Below are 21209 nucleotides of genomic sequence, written 5' to 3'. Positions count from 1 at the left end.
TTTAAATAGCGGATCCGTTAAATTTATATCCAACGCCTCTTACCGTAATGATGTAGCGAGGCTCTGCTGGATTAACTTCTATTTTTTTGCGTAAATTGCTGATATGTACAATGAGTGTGCGTGGGTCGCCCATGCTGTCCAAGCTCCAGATGAGCTCAAACAAGTGCTCGATTTTATACACGCGATTTGGCGTTTTGGCCATGAGGGACAGTAAATCAAATTCCTTGGCTGAAAGGGAGATCGTTTGTCCATTCGCTCGTACGATGTGGCTAACGAGATCGATTTCTAGTCCTGGGAATTTGACCAATTGCGGATCATCCTGATGCTGCTCGCGAATCGAGTTCCGGCGAAGGAGAGCTTTGACCCTAGCCACAAGCTGACTTGGACTGAATGGCTTCGTCATGTAATCATCGCCACCCATGCTGAGACCAAGAATGATGTCAATATCCTCGCTTTTACACGAGATGAACAGGATCGGTGTATTGCTCGTTTTGCGAAGCTGTCGACACACCTCTATACCATCAAGTCCTGGCAGCAAAATATCCAGAATAATAAGATCAGGTCGTTGTTCTCTCACAATTCCAAACACATCATGTCCGTTATTAGCACTGATTACTTTGTAGCCTTCACGAGCCAAGTAGAGCTGAATTAATTGGACAATTTCTTGCTCGTCATCAACGACTAAAATTGTTTCTCCCGCCATGATTGAAAAATCCCCCTCAGTAATGAAACAACTCCTAAAGTAAGAAGGGTGTTCCCACTTCAACTTGTACAGACATTACCTACATTATAGAACGATTCTCCTAATAATTTCTATCCTTTTATTGCCATAGAGCGAAGTTCTAGCATGTTTAGTAGGGTTGTTTAGGTACAAAGTAGGTCGGTGAAATTTCCGTGCGTCTTGATATGCGACAGTAATCACCATTTTTCGACGATTCGTTGATTTAAACTTAAGAATGATTTTATATAAACTTTATGTAATCGTGCTAAGCTACCAAAGTCTCTAGTAAAGCATAAGAGGGGGCGGCAGAAGTTATGCTTAATGATACGGATTCAGATTTTATCAAATATTCAAAGTTGCCTATGACGTCCCTAGCACGTCAAATCATCGAGCAGGCATGGGATTTGTATTGCCAGTTAGATATGCAAGGTAATTTAATTTTCGCTTCTAACCGGTTTCATGAGATTCTAGGGTATGTACCTGAACATGCTGGGCAGATCATGGAGGCGATTGATTCGGAGTTTCGCGCAGATGTATATCAATTGTTCGTCCATACCTTACAAACAAAAACAAGCAGTAAATTGGAGTTTCGAGCGAAAGGTACCCATGAGACTCACCTATGGTTGGAGTGCACAGCGATCCCTCTTTGTAATGACAAGGGTGAGCTTATCGAGATTGCCTTCGCACTTCAGGACAGTACAATGCGCAAAAGTCAGGAGAGTCGCCTCGTTGCTATGGCTTTCCATGACCCGCTGACAGGCTTGGCGAATCGCCGACTGTTTAAAGAACATTTGCATCAACTGCTGCAGCAGGCCAAACGATCGGATCGTGCTTTTGCTCTCTTGTATGTAGATATCGATGATTTCAAAATCGTCAATGATACGATGGGACACGATATCGGGGATGCTTTTTTGCAGGAATTTGTCGCCCGGATTCAGGGCTGTCTACGAGAAAGTGATATGTTCGCCAGAATGGGTGGGGATGAATTTACGATATTATTACCGGGTGTGGATTGCAGGAAGCATGTCGAAAGTATTGCTCAGCGCATCATGGCGTGTGTCGAGCAGGCGTGGGATGTACAGGGGCAAGCTTTTCGATCAACCGTCAGCATGGGCATTACGATGTATCAGTCTGATCAAACGGATGCAACCCAAATGATGAAGGAAGTTGATATCGCTTTGTACCAGGTGAAGGACCAGGGGAGAAATCACTATCAATTTTATAATCATGGGCTATCTGTATAGCCACAGACACACGATGAGACAAACCGTTGCGCAAGGGTTAATTCCTTGGCCGGCGACGATTAACGTACGCGCGCTCGGCTTAAAGAGCATGACGCGGGAGCAGATGAGTGTGCTGCTCTCCCGCGACTTAAAGCTGACCACGCCGGCTAGCGGGGTGGCTAAGCCGCGCCCAGCCGCTGCTCACAAAGTGAGCCGGCAGAAGGAAGAGCCCGCCCCTGCAGACTGCAGAGGGACGGGCTCTTCCTTCATTGTGCAGCAGGTGGTGATTGCTGCTGCTGGGTGACATATACAATGTGTGGCGGCTTGTTTTCTGCTACTGATGAAGATGATGGCTTGGGCGGGATATTACCAATGACGTCTTCGGTCCCTGTATAGACGAACGTCTTCTGTCCTTTGGGTCCTGGTTTATCGGTCACGAATTGACGGATATTTTTGATTCGTGTTTCGGATTTGCTGACGCGGTTGCTGCCAATCTGAAAGAGGGAGGAGTCCACAACACCAAGAATGCGAATGTTTCGAACTGTAATATAACTCCCTAAGTTATCCACACACATTGTGAGAGGTTCAGATGGCTGAGGGATTGGAAAGGGACGCTGGTAAAAGGGGTACGCCGCAAAGCTGCCCTCATTCCCATAATAGATAGGCACTTCGCGTTGAACGGCAAAGACTCTATTCAGCAGGGCCGTGTAGACATTATCCCCCACATGCATCGTACTTGCGGAGCCTATGCTATTCATATAGATGTTGCCAACGATTGATAGGCGTGCCATTGGTTATCCCTCCGCAGGAAGTGGAACGAATGGCGCGATGATAACAGATTCGGGAGGCGTATCAAACATCGAAGATAAAGAGATGACCTCCGTATCGCCGATTAGGAAGATGGAAGCACTGGATACCCCGACAATACGGACATCGCCTACACAGATTTGTTTATTTTCCACATGTAAATTAAACATCGCTGAACCTTCTTTCCTCGAAATGTTAAACGCGCCAGCCCAAGACGACCATTTATTTGGGTAGACTGGATATGTAAGTCTCAATCGCAGTGAGGATGTCATTCTTCGTTTTGTCCATAATGTTATTGGTCACAGCCTCCAACGGTTCTTTGAACCCTACGCCGCGATATTGATTCACATAATGCTGAATACGCGTATCCAGCTGCTTACGAATATCATCAATGATCAAATCCTTGTAATCCTCGTCAAGGGGATGCTGATATTTATGTTCAAGGTTGTTGATATCGGCCTGCACGCCATACTGTAAATACTGTTCAATGCCGCTGGCAACATCCGCTTGTATGTCTTTTCCTTGCCTTGCGGCTGTTCCGCGTCCCGCCTCTGGAGCCGTGCCAATTCCCGCATTGGGTCCTGTCCCTTGATATTGTCCGCCTTGGTAAAAAGGATTCATGTCCCCTGCACCCATGCCGCCACCTTTATCCTCTTTGTTCAAGGAGTTACCGTTCACACTGAAATCCTCAATCTGATCTATTGCGCTGGGGCTAATACCGATCGTGAGCGTCCCATCGAGCTTTTCAACCTTAAGTTGATCGAAGTTATATTCAATTTTATCAATGTGAATTCGCTTCTCTTCCTTCAAAATCTTCAGATCCGTCTGCAGCTTGCTTACGGTTTGTTCTAGCTTATCAATGCGTTGTTTCTGCATCTCGATATGAGCGTTAATCTGCTGGGCCCATTGCTGCCACGTGATCGCGTTATTCATTTGGAAAAGCACCTCCTTCCAAGTTTCGATAGAATCACGTTGCTGGCGGCAAAGGAACAAGTGCTACGGGATTTACCTCACTCGTTCCAAGCTCGGGAGCAGGCTCTACGAAACCGCCTGTATTGTACAGATTAGACAACGAACGAATCGATCCAGCGGTGCCAATCTGGAGGACGGATGAGTTGGCGACAGAGTTTACTTTTAACTGTTGAATCATAATGGTTTGATGGATGGTCCAGTTCATTTTCCGTGGAACACCTCACTCTTGTCTGACCTTGGTCAGAGGATATTGCCGCTTGCATTCGCTTCAACAAAGTCAGAATCGTTGGTAACCGTCGTGCTGTAGGTATTATAAACACGCGGGAAATCCCCTGTGTTAAATGAACCTGCTCCGGCAAATGTCTTAGAGGAGCTGGTCGGTGAGATGATGAAGGAATCGCCGAAATGAACGACAGAGCTGGAACCTACACTAATAATTTTCACATTCCCGACGATAGCTGGCATAATCCGATCCCCCTTGCGTTATCACACCTACAGTATATGAGGTATCCGCCTAGAGGTGCTCTGAATTTTCGGGAGGGTGTCACATTGGGAAGTAGGCACATATACTGTTAGCAAAATGAGGTGATGGGCTTGAGCGGATTTAATCGCCATCCTTGGCTGAAGTGGGAACAGGTTGAGAAGTTTCTTGGACAAAAGCTGCCGTTCGCCGAAAAAGGGCAGACCTTTCTAGATAATATGACGTGGGCTGAAGGATATGTACAGGACATGCTGAAAAAAGCGATGCCAGGTATGGATGCCAGCATTTCATCCACTGGATCCATCGGCACAGAAATTTTTGAGACGCATGAGCATGTCATTATCAAGGTGAAAATTGCCAAAGAAGAAAATCCAAGAGCGCTCCAAGTGTTCGTAAAATCAAATCAAATTAAGCTGACGGGATTTGCAAATGGTAAAAATCGTATTGTGAAGGTTCCAACGCTCATATTGCCAAGATCAGCAAATGTAACTTATAAGCAGCGACTGTTGGAGATCAAGGTTCGTAAGCGCGGTTTGAAGGAGAACTACCATGAGGCGTACATTCGCTACTAGGCTATTTCACGCAAAAAGAGTCCGAACAGATGGATCATTTCCATCTGTTCGGACTCTCAATAAACTGCCTATATGTCCGATTACAACACGCGACGTGCTGTCATATAACGGGATGACCAAGTGCCGCTATTAAGATCGGTAATACGTACGTCGCCGGCGCCGGAGGTTTGAAGGATTTTGTTATTGCCCATATAGATGGCAACATGGTGAATGACGCCTTGCTTACCAGGGATCGAGAAGACATGATTTACCACGGTACGCTGGAATTCGTGCTATACCAAGAGGAATGTCCAATTCTGAGAGAATGATGAGAATCCCCTTATAATGTTCTTATTGACAGGATTGTGGAAGCGTTACAATGGCTGTGGAGCCTAGTCCTATACTGCTTTGGAGCTCAATTGTACCCTGATGCTTCTGCACAATATGCTTGGCAATAGCGAGTCCAAGTCCTGCTCCTCCTTGTTTACGGTTCCTAGCTTTATCAGATCGATAAAAGCGGTCAAAGATGTGGGGCAGGTCCTCTTCGGCGATGCCAATGCCTTGATCCATGACTCTGATGGTCACCCGCGTATCGTTCAAACTGATGCGGATGTCGACGATCTGTTGGCTATATTTCAATGCGTTGTCTATTAAAATAATAAGCAGCTGTCTAATCTGATAGGGATCACCCGACATCGGCAGTTCTTTCATATCGAGCTCTGTTTGGACACGAATCTCGCGTGAAGATGTGACGCGGAGCGAGGCCGCGGTTTGTCGGGCAAGCGGAAGAAGGTCAAAGCTCGTATTCTGCTCGCAGTTTTCACGGTTGGTATCCGTGAGGGATAGCAGATTCTGTGTGAGCAGCTTGAGCTGGGCCGACTCAGAAACAATGGCTTCCAGTGCCTCTTCCCGCAATTGATCATTGCTGGAAGCCCATCTCCGCAGTAAGCTGGCGTAGCTTTCAATAATCGTGAGCGGCGTTCTAAGCTCATGGGACGCATCGGCAAGGAATTGCTCCTGTTTACGAAACATGTCCTGCAGCCTATCGATCATGCGGTTGAAGGTGGCGGCAAGTATCATTAATTCATCATTAGCCTGCTTAGCTGGCATTGTAATGTGACGGAATGAACCGCTTTTCTCAATGGTTTGCATGGTTGCGATGAATCGTTGAAGTGGGCGAAACAGCACATTCGTATAGAAATAACCCCCGATCAGAGCCGAAATGAGCGCACCAATGGAAGTCAAAACAAGAATCGAAATCAACATGTCGGAGTACATACCGAGTCTTCTCAGATTTCTGCCTATCTCTAAGAGAGCGACTTGTTCACCATTCTTGTATACAGGTGTCCGAACGAATAGCAGAATGCCATCGGCATCGGTTATTAAGGCTTCAGACGCTTCAGTCGCATAGATAGCTGGATAACTGACAAGACTCGTATCTGAATAAATCTGATGTGCAACCTTCGAGTCCGGCGTAATATACCGCAGCATTTCTTGCGGGATAAGAAGCTCATCCATTTGCATATTGTCTTTCCAATACTCCGGATGATTGGGCAGGTCCTTGATCAGCAAAGCACTGGCTTTATCTTTCAATAGATCAATTTCGCCCTTCGTCGTGACGCGAATAAACATGTAATACACGAAGGTAAAGCTAGAGAAAAGAATCACCATTAATCCAATGGTTACCCATAGCGTTATTTTCAGTCTTAGGCTCATTCGGATTCCTTCCCATCAGAAGGTGGGGAACCACCTTCTGATGATGTTTCTTGAGCTTCCGACTTCATGAAATAGCCAATGCCGCGCATCGTCTGAATGAGCTTGGTGGTGAAGGGCTTGTCCACCTTTTGACGTAAGTAACGGATATACACATCGACAATATTGGTATCCCCGATAAAATCATAGCCCCACACCTCCGTGATGATCTGCTCCCGTGACATCACCTCATTCTGATGCTGAATCAGGAAACGCAGCAAATCAAACTCCGTTGGCGTCAGCTCGATAGCCATGCCCTCACGCGTGACGGCGCGGCTCTTCAAATCCATGCTGAGCTCATCGATTTTCAGCAAATGATCCTGTTCGGGCGCTTGCTCTTGAAGGCTCTTCTGCCGGAGTAGGCTGCGAATGCGAGCTAGCAGCTCTACCGTTGCAAATGGCTTCGTGACATAGTCGTTGGCGCCTAGATCCAGTCCGCTGACACGATCTGGAATGGCATCCCGTGCGGTTAGCAGGATGACAGGCAGGGCGGCATTTACCTGCCTAATGCGCCGGAGCACTTCAAGTCCGTTGAGCTCTGGGAGCATGACATCAAGAAGGACGAGATCCCATACCGGTTCGCTTGTGGCAGCTTGCAGTCCGGATCTTCCATCCCCACAAATAAGCACCTCATAGCCTTCATGCTCAAGCTCCAACTGCAGCACGCGAGAGATACGTTCTTCATCTTCAATCAGCAATATGCGACGCATAGCAGATCCTATTCACTCCCATCGTCACTGCTATAAGAAGGGCGCTGGTGTGCTAGGGAGTAGGAATGCTCCCATAAGCTCACTGAGATCCCGCAGAATTCTTCCGGCTCCGTAAATAAATGCCCAAATATAAAAGGTGGTTAAAAAGTGACCGAGATATCTCCCGAAGGTTATAGACAGAATGTTTGCCATGTCGAGAGTACTTGAATCACGCAGAACCCCCCCTGACGTGCTGATGCTCTTACTATCTTCAAATTTGGGAAAAAATATCCTTCGATGCCTTACAATACCTGAACACCAACTAGCTGTGGTTAGTTAAAATGTCCATTAGCCTAGTCCACCTTACCCAGTTTCGACATAAACTGAATGCATAGACGAGTGAAGGAGTAGAACCTATGAGCATATCTCCGAAAAAGAAGGTGCGTATCAAAGTCAAACATAAGGTAGCGATTTTACTCCAAGATCACGATGCTACCGCAAAAGTCTATGTGGAGATTCAAGGAGAGTTGAAGTCACGAGAAGTTATGATGGAAGCCATAAGCCGCTTACAAGATGGATTGATTTATGCCGATGAGAGATGTACGGTATTAATTGAGAATGATTATATCGAGGTTCATCCAAAAAGGAATGTAAATCGCAGAGATGGAGAGGATTTCATCTTCTTGATTGATCGGGCCTACGCAGAAAATTATGTTGTTTCGGCAAAAATTATCAAGTAGCGGGTACTCATGTGGCGTTAAAAAAACCCTAGTCGTCCTGTCAGAAGGCGAACCTTCTGAGCTGGCGAATAGGGGTTTTTAAGATTGAATTGATTATTTTTTGCTTGCTGCCGGGGAAATTTCTACGGAAGTCAGACGATCGTAGAAATCAACGAAATTATTTCTTTCAGCAGAATCAAGCAAAGCCATGGCTGTGCGAGGGTGCTCGTCCAAGGCACCAACGATCATGTAAGGAATGAGGTAGCCCCAATCCCATTTCTCACGCATCTTGATCATATGCTTCTCAATGATTCCAAGAACAGGACGAACATCATAGCGAGCTCCTTTGAGGTGGCTGAGCAACAATTCAGTTGTACAGTTACCAGCTGCGCGACCCATTCCGTAAACGGAGGAATCCAAGAAAGTAACGCCTTTGGAAGCACCAGTTAGCGTGTTAGCGAAAGCAAGCTGCATGTTGTTGTGCATATGCAAGCCAAGTTCCTTCTCAGGAAGCAAGCGTTGGAACTTGGAAACTAGGTAATCAATGTCTTTGGATTGCATGCTGCCGTAGGAGTCCACAACGTAAACAACGTCTACTGGGCTTTTGTTGATTTCTTCAAAGGCTTCTGTCAATTCGTTCTCCATTACGTGGGAAAGCGCCATGATGTTTAGGGACGTTTCGTAACCCATGTCATGGAATTTCTGTACAAGCTCAAGACCTTTATCTACATCCTTGATATAACAAGCAACACGGATCAAATCAAGTAAGCTGTCTTCACGAGGCAAAATGTCGTTCTCATCCACACGTCCGATATCAACAAGAGCGGATAGCTTCGTATCTGTTTTTTTGGTGATAACATCACGCAAGAAGGACTCATTAAGGAATCTCCAAGGCCCTGATGCTCCGCCTTTTAGTAGCTTTTCTGAGTTTTTATAACCAATTTCCATATATTCTACGCCGGCTGCGCTTAAGCCGCGATACATGTCTTGGACAAACTCCACACTAAAATCCCAATCGTTAATCAAACCGCCGTCTCGAATCGTACAATCCAAAATCTTGTGCTGATGATGCTTTACCATACTCGCAAATACCCCTTTCGACAGCTCTTGTCGCCTTCTGATTTTGCTATATTATCACTTATGAATAGGTGGCTTGTCAATGCAAAGGCTAGGTAACCATGCAACTTTCTTAGGTAGGATGTGGTAATATGGAAGGATAGAAGTGATCATGCGAGGAGGTTGAAGGGAATGAATCGAAACGAATGGACATTAGCAAGGGAAGTTGCCGTCAAGGCAGCTGTGAAGGCTGGTCTACTAGCCAAGCAACGTTTCGGTGGCCAATTCATCCTTCAGCACAAGGATGAGCGCGGTGATTTGGTGACAGAGGTGGATGTGCAGGCGGATCGTCTCATCGTGGATGACATCCTGAGTGTATTTCCAACTCATCGTATTTATAGTGAAGAAGCAGGTGAAGGTGGCGCAGCGAGTGATTGGGTGTGGCATGTTGATCCTTTAGATGGAACGAACAATTTCGCTTTGGGCATCCCCTTGTACGGCGTTTCGATTTCTTTGAGCTACCAAGGGCGCATTGTGCTAGGCGTCGTTCATGATTCGGCCATGGAACTCACGTATGTGGCTGTTCAAGATGAGGGGGCGTGGCAAGGTGATAGGAAGCTTGCGGCGAAGCCTTCCGGCGCTCTGGCGAAGTCCACGATTTCATGGATTCAAGGACATGCTGTAACGAAAGACGATCAGCGGGCGTTAGCGCTCCGGCATCATCTGGAGTATTCGGTCAAAAGAGTGATGCGTTTATGGGCCCCTACCCTGGTGTGGGCGATGTTGGCAAGAGGCGATCTGCACGGCGTTGTCTTGTACAACTCCGAAGGAGAAGATTTATATGCTGGCTTGCTGCTTGCGCAGGAGGCTGGTGTGAAGGTGACGGATTTCATGGGCAATCCCGTTGCGCTGCTCGGAGGCGCAGCAATTACAGATGAAGCGGGAGCGGACAAGGCGAACTATTTAGTAGCAGCTGTGCCGGAATATCATGCGGAGCTGCTCCAATTCGTTCAAGAAGCACGCAAGAAGGAATAGCGTTTCGAATAGGATAGGGACAATTGGTCAAACCTAAAGGCAGACTTTCCATTTAAGCCTATGCTTACGATGCCAGTTTTTCTGGCGAAAAACTTTAGGAAGAAAGGATGCTGTTAGATGAAGGACTTTGTTCCTATCTTTTTTGAGTTTGATCAAACGCGGGATGCTTTGCTTGCGCTAGATACCTTAGAAGAACTCGGCTATAAGCCGGAGCTGCTGGAAGGGGAGCGCGCGATGCTGCACATCCATCTAGATGCGCAGGAGATCACCTCGGCCATCGAAATTGCCCAGTCGCACGGCGGGCGGCTCGTGGATCAGCCGCAGATGCAGTCCGAGCAGGCCACCCTCGCGATGGCCTATGACCTGGAGGGATCCATTCGCATTCCGGCACACACCGTGAATGAGGATTGGTCCGACAGCTATGCGGCTTCAGCTGTGGTGGCGGATCGGGACGCGGTGCCGAGTGATGATGAGGCGGCTTTCGATCCTTCGGCCGATGACTATAATCATTTTAGCGCCGGTATTCGGATTTAATCGACGTTGGAAAAGGGGCCATCTCCGTATGCGGAGTGGGGCCCTTTTTCATTTTTATTTTGAGCGTAGAGGCATAGCATGTAACCTTTGGCCCCCCGCATACGTTTGGTGTAATAAGGAAGACAATTGAAGAAGGAGTGGTTTTCATGGGAAGTAGGAGGAAGATCGCCATTGCTGTGATTATGGTCAGTTTGGTCAGCACGCTAGCAGGATGCAGCGCGAAACAGACCGATAGTGGGGTCACGAGTACCAGCGGCTCAACGGCGCAACCAACCCCGAGTGTCACTTCGTCGCCTTCCCCTGAGCCAACGTCGGTTGGGTCGCCCGCACCAACAACCATGCCATCAACACCGCTACCGTCGACAACGTCACCGAAACCGCAGGCAACAGCTAGCTCGAAGCCTACGCCAGCTGCAACGCCCCCAAGCTTTGCTGCCGCGGCGGATGCCAAGAAAGTAATCGAAGCAAGGGCCCAAGAAGTGATAACCGTGCTGAAAGAGAAAAATATAACGAAACTCGCAAGCCTTGTGCATCCGCAGAGAGGTGTACAGTTCTCTCCGTATTCCTATATCCACACAGCGACAGACGTTCAAGTTCAAGGCAGCAATCTTGCAACGCTTTGGGCTAGCCCAAGTCTCACGCACTGGGGTACTTTCGATGGGTCAGGCGACCCGATTGACCTTACTTTCCCGAATTACTGGGCCAAATTTGTATATAACGCTAACTTTGCCGCTGCACCACAGATTAGCTATAACACGATGATAGGCAAAGGGAACATGATCAACAATGTATTCAGTGTATACCCCGCGACTTCGTATATAACCGTTGAATATCATTTCCCTGGTTTTGATCCGCAGTATCAAGGGATGGATTGGACTAGTTTACGACTTGTTTTTGCGTATTCAGGCTCACAGTGGTATCTAGTAGCCATCGTGCATGACCAACACACGATTTAGGCAATTTACTTCGTGTGTTTTATGAGAAAAGGCCTAAAACCGAATCAACCCTTGTATAAAAAAGGGAATAGTTCGGTTTTTTGTCATTTTATAAAAATTAACCATTGACATGTAGTGTGAGATGTCATATTCTTATCACAATTAAACCAAGTAATTTAGTAGGGATAAGGAGATGATGAATGTGGAAAACAACCTAGTGTCCGCTTTTCAAACGAACTGGGTAAGCTTAGTTGTATCAATCGTAATTATTGGTTTCCTCGTTTTTCTAGGTAAAAAGAAAGTCAGCTTTGGTAACCGTGTATTTATCGCATTAGGTCTTGGTCTAGTAGCGGGGGTCATTTTCAATCAGGCAGGTCTGCAATTTAAAAGTGTGAGTACAATCGGAACGATTTACGTCAATTTGATCAAAATGCTCGTTATGCCTCTTGTTTTCATTCTCGTTATTAACAGCATTTCGTCGTTGTCCAGTATGGCTCAGCTTCGTAAACTAGGCTTCAAAACGATTGGTTGGTTCCTAGCTACAACGGGGATCGCAGCTTTGATCGGTCTTCTAGTCGCATTAGCGATTGATCCAGGTAATGGGATCGCGCAAGCGGTTCCGAAGGATTTTAAAGCCAAAGAAATTCCGACCTTCTCTCAAGTTATTCTGGATCTGGTGCCATCCAATCCAATTAGCGACATGGCGGCTGGTAAAGTAGTACCGGTTCTGATCTTCGCGATTTTCGTAGCTGTAGCGATCGTATCCGTAGGTTCCAAAAAGCCAGAGGCTGTAGCAACTGTGAAGGCATTCTTTGCTTCCGCTACGGCTGTTATGCACCAAGTTGTGAAGTATGTGATTCGTTTGACACCTTATGGGGTGTACGCGTTGATCGCGGCAATGGCAGCTAAATACGGTTGGGAAACATTGGAGCCGTTAGCTAAAATTATTTTGACTTCCTATGTGGCATTAATTATCCACTTCGTGTTGGTTTTCGGTGGACTTGTGTTGCTTGTAGCGAAAGTTAACCCGATCAAATTTTTCAAAAAGGCATATCCGACGATTGCAGTTGCCTTTACAACACGCAGCAGCTATGCAACATTGCCTGTTAACTTGGAGGTAATTACGAAACGTCTACGCGTATCACCGCGTATTGCCAGCTTCGTGGCACCGCTTGGGGCAACGATGAATTTCAACGGCTGTGGCGGTGTTTGGCCGGCGGTAGTGGCGATTTTCGTAGCTAAGGTGTATAACCTTCCATTAGGTATCTCTGAATATGCTTTGTTGATTCTAGTGAGCGTTATTTCCTCCATTGGGGTAGCTGGTGTACCAGGTCCTGCATCGATCTCCACGACCGTTGTATTGACTGCGCTTGGCTTGCCGATTGAAGGTATGGGTCTTGTGATTGGCGTTGAAGCGTTGATCGACATGGGTCGTACAGCTGTAAACGCAACAGGAACCACAGTTACAGCCTTGCTTGTAGCAGAATCCGAAGGTGAATTCGACCGCGCTGCGTTCGATCGTGACGAGGAAGATGAATTGGAATTGGCGACTGCTTAATAGCAGAACGTGAAAATAGAGAAAAGACGAACGGCACCAAGGGGGTGTTCGTTCGTCTTTTTGTTATTAAGATAAAGACATTGCAGCGTTTTTGCCTGCAGTATAACCTGAAGAAAAAGCAGCTGTAATGTTGTACCCGCCAGTATAGCCATGAATATCAAGGACTTCGCCACAAAAGTATAATCCATTCATAAGTTTGGATTGCATTGTTTTAGGATCGATCTCTTTTAGATTAACACCGCCGCCTGTCACGAAGGCTTCTTCAATTGAGAGTGTGCCTGATATTTTAATTGGAAAAGCTTTAATTAATTTGCTTAATGTCATCCAATTTTGTTTCGGAATATTATCATGTGTAAGTTGTTCATCAAGTTCAGCCTTCTGTAAAAGCAAAGGGATGACCCGTTCATTCAGATAGCCTTTGAGAACGTTTTTAATGGCCTTCTTAGGCTCATTTTTAGTTAATGCGAGGGTGTCATCATAAACCTCATTAAGGCTTTTATTTGGCTGGAAATCAACAGTAAGGATAGCTTCTTTTAGTCCACTCTTCGCTAGTTCTTTTACAACGAATTGACTACATCGTAATGCGATGGGTCCAGAAATGCCAAAGTGTGTGAATAGCATGTCACCACGATGAGAAATGATTGGCTTATCTTTACTATTCCATACCGTCAATGTTACATCTCTAAGTGAAAGTCCCTGTAATTCACGACTTTTGATAAAAGTATCAGTAGAGGTTAAAGGGACCTCTGTAGGGAAAAGCTCAGTAATGGAATGACCTGCATCTTTGGCCCATAGATAACCGTCTCCAGTTGAACCGGTATGTGGGACAGATTTGCCGCCAGAAGCTACAATCACATTCTTGCTACGGATGGTTTCTCCAGATTTTAAACGTACCCCAGAGACTGAGCCATTATTAAAATTAATGTTATCTACAGGACTATTAATTCTTATATCTACACCTTGTTTACGAACTTGATTTACAAGCGCGTCTACAACCGTTTTAGCTTTATCGCTTACAGGGAACATGCGACCGTTGTCTTCTTCTTTAAGACGAATGCCGAGGTTTTCAAAAAAATCAATGATATCCTTGTTACTAAAATTATTGAATGCACTATGTAGAAAGCGACCATTGCCAGGGATATGTTTGATTAATTCATCGGTTTCTTTATTATTTGTTACATTACATCTACCACCACCAGAAATCCCAAGTTTACGCCCCAATTTGTCTCCCTTATCTAGGAGAAGAACTTTAGCCCCACTTAAGCTGGCAGCTATACTTGCCATTAAACCTGCAGATCCTCCACCAACCACGATTACATCATATGCCATACAAAACTCCTTGACCCATTTTTGCAAATTGTATCATTAATTTGAGCTAAACCCAAATAGGATGCGTAATCACGACTATTTAAATAAAAATTATCAAGATGATTATTCGCATCATATGCGGCTTTTTTTACTTTGCTATCGTTGTTTATATTCCGATAAATTGATTCCCGTTGTATTTTTAAATATTCGGCTAAAATAATTAGGATCAGAGTAGCCAACTATAGCACCAATTTCCTTGAAACTCAGCTCCGGTGACGTCGCAATCAGTCTTTTCGCTTCTTCAATTCGAAGATTGATTAGATATTGCAAGGGAGTGGTATTCTTATATTTTTTATATACTTTTATGAGGTATGTGGAGTTAAAATGAAACCTCTCCGAAATCTCATCTAGGGTAATTGGGGAGGAGTAATTTGTTTTTAAATATGCTTCCATTCGATTAGTAAGTTCGAGCCCACCCTCTTTTTCTTTATCTACATTCACGAAGAGTAATGCATCCAAGATTGGCCAAATACCTTCCAAGATGCCCATCATATCTGTGGTATGAGTAATTTTTGATAACATTTCGTATTCCAAATGAACAAACTCTGCATCGGACATGAGAGTTGAGTGATGAAGAAAAAGTTGAAAAAAGTGCTGGAGGGTTCTTTCTACCCAACGCTGTGGGCGCCGATCTGCCTGCCATTGCTGGAAAAGTTCAGAGACTTCTTTATATATTTGTGACTTGTTGCTGGTTACAATCAGCTGCATGAGTCTTTGCTGGATAAGTGCATCCACGCGAGAAGGTAAACCTTGAGCTTCCTTACCCGGGCTTAGGACGGCAGAATGCCCGATAACGAGTTGTTTTTCTACTTCGGTAATTAACTGCTGACTCTGTTCCCACAATTGATCAGCCTGTAGGGAGTCGACACAAAAACTTATTGTAACGTGAAAAGGAGAAATTTGCATTTTGAGGGCGCTTAGTAAATTGTCCGCATGTTTATGTGCTTCTAATTTCATGTCTTGTTGTGTCTGCAAGACAATAAACTTCCCGAATACTTGTTTAGGTTCTATTACCCACCAGGAACCAAATTCTTTTAATTGATCTGCGAGAACACCACTACGCTCAATTCCCCCCCATAATTGCTCGAAATGTTCGGTAGCTTCTTGTGAGAACTGATTCCCCGGAAGATGTCCGGCATGAATGTAATACAAATGGAAAAGCTGATTTTGAAGTGAAAATGCGATGTCTGATCGAGAAGTTGGTTTAAGGAGTGTCGCTCGAATCTGTTCTCTCATTGTTTGCGAATGCCTAGTATCCAACTGAATGCAAATCCGCTGCAGCGTTTCTTCGACATCTTTTGCATCAATTGGTTTTAACAAATAATCTTTAGCACCGTACTGCATAGCTCCTTTTGCATACTCAAAATCGTTATATCCACTGACAATGACAATCGCGATGTGAGGGAATTCCTGGGCAACATGCTGAATCAGCTGCAAGCCGTCCATTTTAGGCATTCGAATATCGGTACAGAGAACATCCGGACGTAGCACTCGAATTGCTTCCAGCGCCTCTATGCCATTGTAAGCGGATGCGACAACATGGAAACGGTCCGAATTATCTTGTATTTTCGAGACGACATTTTTTAAAATCCTAGGTTCGTCTTCGGCCACAACCACGCGGTATGTAGACGCACTGCTGACTTCTATCACGCGGATACACCGTCCCTTTGTATGAGTTTCTGATTCTTCATGTCTATTGGACCCCCGATTGAAACGCAAGCCCCACCATCAGTAAGGTTGCATGCCGTAAATTCAGCCTGACTACCATACAACAAGTGAAGTCTTTCACTTATATTTTTTAGACCCATTCTATCCGTTCGGTTAGGATCTTTGGGGGCATTAAGGGCCTCAAAAGCTTCTGATGTGAATCCGCCGCCATTATCTAGAATGCGTATACGCCATCGATCACCATCTATCTCTCCAATTAATTGAATTTTCCAAGGGGGATCCACGTTAATGGCGTATTTTATACAATTTTCTATAATTGGCTGTACCACTAATTTGGGAACGTTTTCATTAAATATAGCAGGATCAATCTGAACTTGAAATTGGATCATGTCTTCATAACGGTTTTGCATCAACGTCATATAGCTTTCCGCGTAGTTAACTTCATCAGCCAAACTGACTTGATTGTCTTTATCTGATAAAATGTAGCGCAACATTCGAGATAAGTGACGGCACATTTGCACAATATCATGCTGATCTTTTTCTTCCGCCATAATGCTGATAATGGTAATGGTGTTATATAGGAAATGAGGATTCATTTGAGATTGAAGGGCTAGCATCCGCGCCTGCATCTCTTTAGAACGTGAGATGAAAGTTTCTTCAATCGAACTTTGCAGACGAGCACACATCTTCTTGAAAGCGATATTTAGACTCTCGAGTTCATTCACACCGACACTTGACTCTATTTGGGATGCCGGCTCAAGCGTATCAATGCTTAGCGCACGGATGGATTTATGCATCTGTTTGATGGGAGATGTAAGACCACGGGCGGCAAAATAAGAAACAATAAGCGTAATCAGCAGCAATCCCACTACCGCTGCGAAAATCGTATTTCGGAATACCTTTACGGGGTGAAGCAATAAGGTTTCAGATTGCGCTGTAACAACCGTCCATTTCGAGTATCCGGAACGAAAATAGGCAAGTATTTCACTTTCATTGCTAACGGAGTTTTTAAACGATAGTACCTCAGATTCGCTCGGCCTTACTTGAACTGTATCCCAGTATAGCTCAGCTTGATCTTTCGATCGTGCATCAGCGGGGTAAATGACACTTCCCTGCTCATTATAAATGTAAACGGACTTCTTGGAGAAGGAGGATTCGGATGGTCCAGCCATGAGTTTGGAAATAAGTTTTTTTACTGTTTCGTAGTTCAACTGGACTTCCACAATCCCTTGCTGATTGGATCCGAACTCCCAAGGAAACATCCTAGTCAATGAAATTACTTCTTTGTTTCTTGAGCTCCAATCGTCGAGATGCGGAGCGGTTACAAACTTTCTGCCGTCTCGATCCAGCGATTCTTTTACCCAATCTAGCTCTTCCGGCCTGCTGCCGAAAGAGGTAATCAAAGAATTGTTGCCGATTCCTACAAATCTTCCTTTGATATCGAATAAATTAATTTGCCAATCCAGCTGAAGAGGCCCCATGATGGAATATATGATCTCATTGATTTGGCGTTGAATACCCAACGAAACATTTGTATCGGTGAAATCTTGATCTTGAAAGAATAAATCCCTCACTTTTCCAGAAGAGATGACTTTAACTGCTGTATTATCCATGTTTTCTATTTGAGAGTCCAATTGGGTCGATATGTAGGATGCCGACTGGTACGCGGATTCGGAAGCTCTTTCTTTGAGAATATGAGCTATATAATAATAAAACGGTGCGGAAAGAAGCATTACAATGCTGACAATAAGAATCGAAAATGTGAAAAACAATTTGGATTGAATCGTCTTTATCGCAAATCTTGGCATGGTAAGACCCATCTCCTGAGGTTCTATTTTGGTTCCCATTATAACATGTACTTAATGGAACTCAATCAAAATAAAGAGGTGAATTTCGTCCAGTTGATAGGTGGATTTTGTGCATCGCAAATGATTTGAAAGCGTTTTATACTGACGTTAGACACTCGAGGGTCTCACAATATAATTAGGGGGAATTGCAAATGAAACGCAAATTAATATCCGTTTTTGCTCTCGCCACTACATTGACTGTAATCGCAACAGGTTGCGGAACTAAGACAGAAGTATCAACAACACCGGCAGCAAGTGAGAAGGCACCAGCAAGTACAGTAGCAAGCACACCAGCAGCAGTGAAAAAAGATGTGACACTTACAGTAGGTGCTTCGCAAAACTGGATTAAGGACATCGATCGTAAGCAAGCGGAAGCGTTTACGAAGGAAACGGGTATCAAAATCGATTTTCAAGTCAATCCAGACGATCAGTATATGAATATTGTGAAAACGAAGATATCGACGCATGAAGCGCCGGATGTCATCTATATGCAGTCAGGCATCGGAATGGACAATTTCCAGCCAGATAAAAATTTCCTTGATTTATCCAACGAGCCTTGGGCAGCCAATTTGAAAGGTTGGGCTAAGAGCGGAGCCTCGATAAATGGCAAGCTGTACGGATTTAACACTTGGTCCGTTGATGGTTGGGGAGTACTATACAACACGGATTTGTTTGCCAAATATAGTTTAACACCTCCAAAAACATACGCGGAATTCGCAGCACTTTGCGATAAGTTGTTAGCGAACGGCATCACACCAATCTACGAAAATGGAAAAGATGAATGGCATTTGCCGCTTTGGCTGTCAGGCGTGTCGACAGTAGCAGGGGCTGGGGCTGACTTAACGGCTAAATTTAACAAAAACGAAGCGAAATTTGCTGATCAGGCAGTTTTGGAAACAGCGATGACGCAATTAAATGAAATGAACAAAAAAGGTTATTTTGGAAAAAATGTTTTATCTAACGATTGGGATCATGGCTATGAAGCAATAGGAAGTGGTAAATACGCGATGGATCTTGTTTATACAACGTATCAGCAAGAAGTGGTTCAAAAGTTCCCTAATTCGGGTGCGGATAAATGGAAAATGTTCCCTATACCACTAGGGGATAATCAAGGGTTCGCAACCTCTTCGGGAGGTGTCGTCCGCGTTGTTAACAAAGAAAGCAAAAATATTGACGCTGTGAAACAATACTTTGCATTCCTTTCCAAACCAGACAACTTGAAAGCCTACTATACGGAGAGAAAAGATTTGGGTGAAGCTTCTTTTAACGGTATTGAAGTGGCACCGCCAACCGCAGCTCTGAAAAGCATCAATGAAATTGCAGGTAAAAACATTAGCCAAGCTTACGAGGTTTCCCTAAAGTTCTGGGATGGCGGACTAGTAGGCAAGTCAATTCAGGATATGCTTGCAGGGGCATCGCAGCCGAAGCAAGTTCTGCAAAAGTTGGATGAAAGCCGCGATAAATCCTTTAAAGTAGCAAAGTAATTCCGATGTCAAATAAGGGGGAATTGTCGGATATAAGGCGATGTCTTATCAGGACATTCCTCCTTTTTTACCTCAAAAAACAAATAGATCAGCTGTGCGAGCAAGAGGAGTGAGAAAACCATGAATATGAAAAAAATTTACCCTATGTATTTTTTAATTGTTCCTGTAATTATTTATACGCTGTTGTTTTTTATACCTAGTTTGTTTAGCTTCTATTACTCGTTAACGGATTGGAATACGTTCAGCGATGATGTTAATTTCGTAGGCTTCGATAATTTCAAACAGATGATCACGGAAGGGAAAGTTTTCGTTAAATACATTGAAAATACAGCGGGATTTGCGTTGTTCACTACGTTACTTAAAAATGTGCTGGGGCTGTTGCTTGCGCTCTTATTGCATGAAGGGCTGAAGTCGAAGAACGTGCTCCGCACCCTGTTTTACTTACCCGTGACGATTTCTCCGCTTATTATAGGACTTGTTTTTTCATCCGTATTCGACGCGAATCATGGCATTATCAATTCGGCTCTTACCTCGATTGGCTTGGAATCCTGGACGCAAGGTTGGCTAGTAGATATCAAGTTTGCATTGGCTTCAGTCATTACCGTAGAAACTTGGAAATTTGTTGGCTTCAACATGATTATTTATTTGGCCGGCTTGCAAACGATCGATAAGTCTTACTACGAGGCTGCTTCCATGGATGGAGCTAATGCGTGGAGTAAATTTTGGAACGTTACACTGCCTTTAATTATGCCGGCATTAACGATTAATTTAGTTCTGAACCTGATAAATGGATTCAAAGTGTTCGATTTGATATTTGTATTAACAAAAGGTGGGCCTGGCAATGCTACAGAAGTGCTAAATACTGCCGTTTTCAGGGAGTTTTCAGCAGGGCGTTACGGACTTGCTACCGCATATGGTGTGCTAATATTCCTGTTAACTACGATTGTCGCACTTTCCGCGCTTTCCATTTTATCTAGAAAGTCTGAGGTGGAAGCATGAGAAGTGTGAAAGAGGCTGGAGTATGGATCATTACATTGATTTTTTTAGTGCCACTTTTTTTAGTGCTTATAAACGCATTTAAAACGCCAGTTGAAGCTGATTTAATGAATTTACGTCTGCCAGCTCATTTTCAATTTAAAAATTTTTGGACGGTTATTGAAGAAGGGCATATGATCCGCGCTTTCAGGAACAGCACGATCATTTCGATGGGGTCGGTCTTGTTGACAAATGTCGCTTCCGCGATGGGGGCATATATTTTGTCCCGCAGAAGAACAAAGGCTAATCGTGCACTGTATCTTTATTTTATTATCGGATTGATCGCACCGTTTAATATAATCCCTACGATTAAGGTCATGCAGCTCTTGCATGTCATGAATACATTTCAAGGCATTATCTTGCTCTATTCGGCGCTAATGATCCCTTTTACAGTGTTTCTATACTATGGGTTTATCTCCTCCGTGCCTAGAGACTTAGACGAGTCTGCCGTAATCGACGGATGCGGCCCGTGGCAGCTTTTTTTCAAGATTTTGTTTCCACTACTAATACCAGTCTCGATTACGGCGCTGTTGATTAATTTTATGAACGCTTGGAACGATTTTGTCATTCCACTTTATGTGCTCAATAAGACAGCCTACAATCCGATGACACTGGCCGTTTATAACTTCTACGGAACTTATATTTCCAGTTGGAATTTGGTATGCGCATCAATCGTTTTAACGACGTTGCCGATCATTATCGCCTATGTAATCGGTCAACGTTACATCATATCAGGCATGATGTCCGGCGCAGTAAAAGGCTAATGGAGGATGA

General features: G+C 44.6%; 23 protein-coding genes and 1 pseudogene. 10 read left to right on the top strand and 14 right to left on the bottom strand.

Going from position 1 to position 21209, the window contains the following annotated elements; translation table 11 throughout:
- Window position 1: 1 nt before the first annotated feature.
- Window positions 2-703, bottom strand: a complete 702-nt coding sequence (locus tag AC58PQ_RS14805) for a response regulator (protein WP_497242675.1) — start codon at window positions 701-703, stop codon at window positions 2-4.
- A gap of 332 nt (window positions 704-1035) precedes the next feature.
- Here AC58PQ_RS14805 and AC58PQ_RS14800 point away from each other — a divergent pair, with 332 nt between their 5' ends.
- The gene (locus AC58PQ_RS14800) at window positions 1036-1965 is read left to right on the top strand and encodes a diguanylate cyclase domain-containing protein (RefSeq protein WP_497242674.1); all 930 of its coding nucleotides are present in this window, start codon (window positions 1036-1038) and stop codon (window positions 1963-1965) included.
- Between the two features lie 245 nt (window positions 1966-2210).
- Here AC58PQ_RS14800 and AC58PQ_RS14795 read toward each other — a convergent pair whose 3' ends face one another.
- The 5 genes from AC58PQ_RS14795 to AC58PQ_RS14775 are packed head-to-tail and all read right to left on the bottom strand — an operon-like array spanning window position 2211 to window position 4188.
- Window positions 2211-2735, bottom strand: coding sequence for a spore germination protein GerPE (locus AC58PQ_RS14795; RefSeq protein WP_497242673.1), 525 nt, complete (start codon window positions 2733-2735; stop codon window positions 2211-2213).
- 3 nt (window positions 2736-2738) lie between these two features.
- Window positions 2739-2921: a spore germination protein GerPD gene (locus tag AC58PQ_RS14790; protein WP_497242672.1), complete on the bottom strand. Its 183-nt coding sequence runs from the start codon at window positions 2919-2921 to the stop codon at window positions 2739-2741.
- Between the two features lie 52 nt (window positions 2922-2973).
- On the bottom strand, window positions 2974-3684 hold the full coding sequence (gene gerPC, locus AC58PQ_RS14785) for a spore germination protein GerPC (protein ID WP_497242671.1): 711 nt from the start codon (window positions 3682-3684) through the stop codon (window positions 2974-2976).
- Between the two features lie 34 nt (window positions 3685-3718).
- Window positions 3719-3928: a spore germination protein GerPB gene (locus AC58PQ_RS14780; RefSeq protein ID WP_310501772.1), complete on the bottom strand. Its 210-nt coding sequence runs from the start codon at window positions 3926-3928 to the stop codon at window positions 3719-3721.
- 35 nt (window positions 3929-3963) lie between these two features.
- On the bottom strand, window positions 3964-4188 hold the full coding sequence (locus AC58PQ_RS14775) for a spore germination protein (protein ID WP_497242670.1): 225 nt from the start codon (window positions 4186-4188) through the stop codon (window positions 3964-3966).
- Between the two features lie 129 nt (window positions 4189-4317).
- Here AC58PQ_RS14775 and AC58PQ_RS14770 point away from each other — a divergent pair, with 129 nt between their 5' ends.
- Window positions 4318-4776 (top strand): hypothetical protein, encoded by a 459-nt coding sequence (locus tag AC58PQ_RS14770; RefSeq protein ID WP_497242669.1) that lies wholly within the window; start codon window positions 4318-4320, stop codon window positions 4774-4776.
- An 80-nt stretch (window positions 4777-4856) separates the two neighbouring features.
- Here the strand turns inward: AC58PQ_RS14770 and AC58PQ_RS14765 are convergent.
- The 4 genes and pseudogenes from AC58PQ_RS14765 to AC58PQ_RS14750 all read right to left on the bottom strand — a co-directional run.
- A pseudogene (locus AC58PQ_RS14765) lies at window positions 4857-4988 on the bottom strand (NlpC/P60 family protein); the annotation flags it as partial.
- Window positions 4989-5106: 118 nt separating this feature from the next.
- Window positions 5107-6471 (bottom strand): sensor histidine kinase, encoded by a 1365-nt coding sequence (locus tag AC58PQ_RS14760; RefSeq protein ID WP_497242668.1) that lies wholly within the window; start codon window positions 6469-6471, stop codon window positions 5107-5109.
- Entirely contained in the window at window positions 6468-7217 is a 750-nt protein-coding gene (locus tag AC58PQ_RS14755; RefSeq protein WP_497242667.1) for a response regulator transcription factor, read from the bottom strand. The genes AC58PQ_RS14760 and AC58PQ_RS14755 overlap by 4 nt, the downstream gene beginning before the upstream one ends.
- 30 nt (window positions 7218-7247) lie before the next feature.
- Entirely contained in the window at window positions 7248-7409 is a 162-nt protein-coding gene (locus tag AC58PQ_RS14750) for a GerAB/ArcD/ProY family transporter (protein ID WP_497242666.1), read from the bottom strand.
- A 203-nt stretch (window positions 7410-7612) separates the two neighbouring features.
- On the opposite strand from AC58PQ_RS14750, the gene AC58PQ_RS14745 reads away from it, so the two are divergent.
- Window positions 7613-7936 carry a hypothetical protein gene (locus AC58PQ_RS14745; RefSeq protein WP_497242665.1) on the top strand — a complete coding sequence of 108 codons (324 nt, stop codon included), beginning with the start codon at window positions 7613-7615 and terminating at the stop codon, window positions 7934-7936.
- A 93-nt stretch (window positions 7937-8029) separates the two neighbouring features.
- On the opposite strand, the gene AC58PQ_RS14740 is transcribed toward AC58PQ_RS14745, so the two are convergent.
- Window positions 8030-8995: an aldolase catalytic domain-containing protein gene (locus tag AC58PQ_RS14740; protein ID WP_497242664.1), complete on the bottom strand. Its 966-nt coding sequence runs from the start codon at window positions 8993-8995 to the stop codon at window positions 8030-8032.
- Between the two features lie 168 nt (window positions 8996-9163).
- Between AC58PQ_RS14740 and AC58PQ_RS14735 the strand changes: the two genes are divergently transcribed.
- The 4 genes from AC58PQ_RS14735 to AC58PQ_RS14720 all read left to right on the top strand — a co-directional run bounded on the left by AC58PQ_RS14735 (window position 9164) and on the right by AC58PQ_RS14720 (window position 13033).
- A complete protein-coding gene (locus tag AC58PQ_RS14735) occupies window positions 9164-10006 on the top strand; it encodes an inositol monophosphatase family protein (protein ID WP_497242663.1) in 843 nt (280 codons plus the stop codon).
- 117 nt (window positions 10007-10123) lie between these two features.
- A complete protein-coding gene (locus AC58PQ_RS14730; RefSeq protein WP_497242662.1) occupies window positions 10124-10540 on the top strand; it encodes a BRCT domain-containing protein in 417 nt (138 codons plus the stop codon).
- 146 nt (window positions 10541-10686) lie between these two features.
- Window positions 10687-11496: a hypothetical protein gene (locus AC58PQ_RS14725; RefSeq protein WP_497242661.1), complete on the top strand. Its 810-nt coding sequence runs from the start codon at window positions 10687-10689 to the stop codon at window positions 11494-11496.
- Window positions 11497-11677: 181 nt separating this feature from the next.
- Window positions 11678-13033, top strand: coding sequence for a dicarboxylate/amino acid:cation symporter (locus tag AC58PQ_RS14720; RefSeq protein ID WP_497242660.1), 1356 nt, complete (start codon window positions 11678-11680; stop codon window positions 13031-13033).
- 66 nt (window positions 13034-13099) lie between these two features.
- Here AC58PQ_RS14720 and AC58PQ_RS14715 read toward each other — a convergent pair whose 3' ends face one another.
- From AC58PQ_RS14715 to AC58PQ_RS14705, 3 genes are all read right to left on the bottom strand, one after another.
- Window positions 13100-14362 carry a BaiN/RdsA family NAD(P)/FAD-dependent oxidoreductase gene (locus tag AC58PQ_RS14715; protein ID WP_497242659.1) on the bottom strand — a complete coding sequence of 421 codons (1263 nt, stop codon included), beginning with the start codon at window positions 14360-14362 and terminating at the stop codon, window positions 13100-13102.
- Window positions 14363-14497: 135 nt separating this feature from the next.
- Window positions 14498-16051 carry a response regulator gene (locus tag AC58PQ_RS14710; protein WP_497242658.1) on the bottom strand — a complete coding sequence of 518 codons (1554 nt, stop codon included), beginning with the start codon at window positions 16049-16051 and terminating at the stop codon, window positions 14498-14500.
- Entirely contained in the window at window positions 16048-17877 is a 1830-nt protein-coding gene (locus AC58PQ_RS14705) for a cache domain-containing sensor histidine kinase (RefSeq protein WP_497242657.1), read from the bottom strand. Before AC58PQ_RS14705 ends, AC58PQ_RS14710 begins: the two co-directional genes overlap by 4 nt.
- A 191-nt stretch (window positions 17878-18068) precedes the next feature.
- Between AC58PQ_RS14705 and AC58PQ_RS14700 the strand changes: the two genes are divergently transcribed.
- The 3 genes from AC58PQ_RS14700 (at window position 18069) to AC58PQ_RS14690 (ending at window position 21199) form a co-directional block, all read left to right on the top strand.
- Window positions 18069-19400 (top strand): ABC transporter substrate-binding protein, encoded by a 1332-nt coding sequence (locus AC58PQ_RS14700; RefSeq protein WP_497242656.1) that lies wholly within the window; start codon window positions 18069-18071, stop codon window positions 19398-19400.
- A 120-nt stretch (window positions 19401-19520) separates the two neighbouring features.
- Complete coding sequence (locus AC58PQ_RS14695; protein WP_497242655.1) at window positions 19521-20399, top strand: carbohydrate ABC transporter permease; 879 nt, start codon at window positions 19521-19523, stop codon at window positions 20397-20399.
- The gene (locus AC58PQ_RS14690; protein WP_497242654.1) at window positions 20396-21199 is read left to right on the top strand and encodes a carbohydrate ABC transporter permease; all 804 of its coding nucleotides are present in this window, start codon (window positions 20396-20398) and stop codon (window positions 21197-21199) included. The genes AC58PQ_RS14695 and AC58PQ_RS14690 overlap by 4 nt, the downstream gene beginning before the upstream one ends.
- The last annotated feature ends 10 nt before the right edge of the window (window positions 21200-21209 follow it).

The organism is Paenibacillus sp. J22P143 (assembly GCF_059692035.1).
Note: the sequence above shows the minus strand (reverse complement) of the source record. Positions and strands in the feature narration are given on the sequence as shown.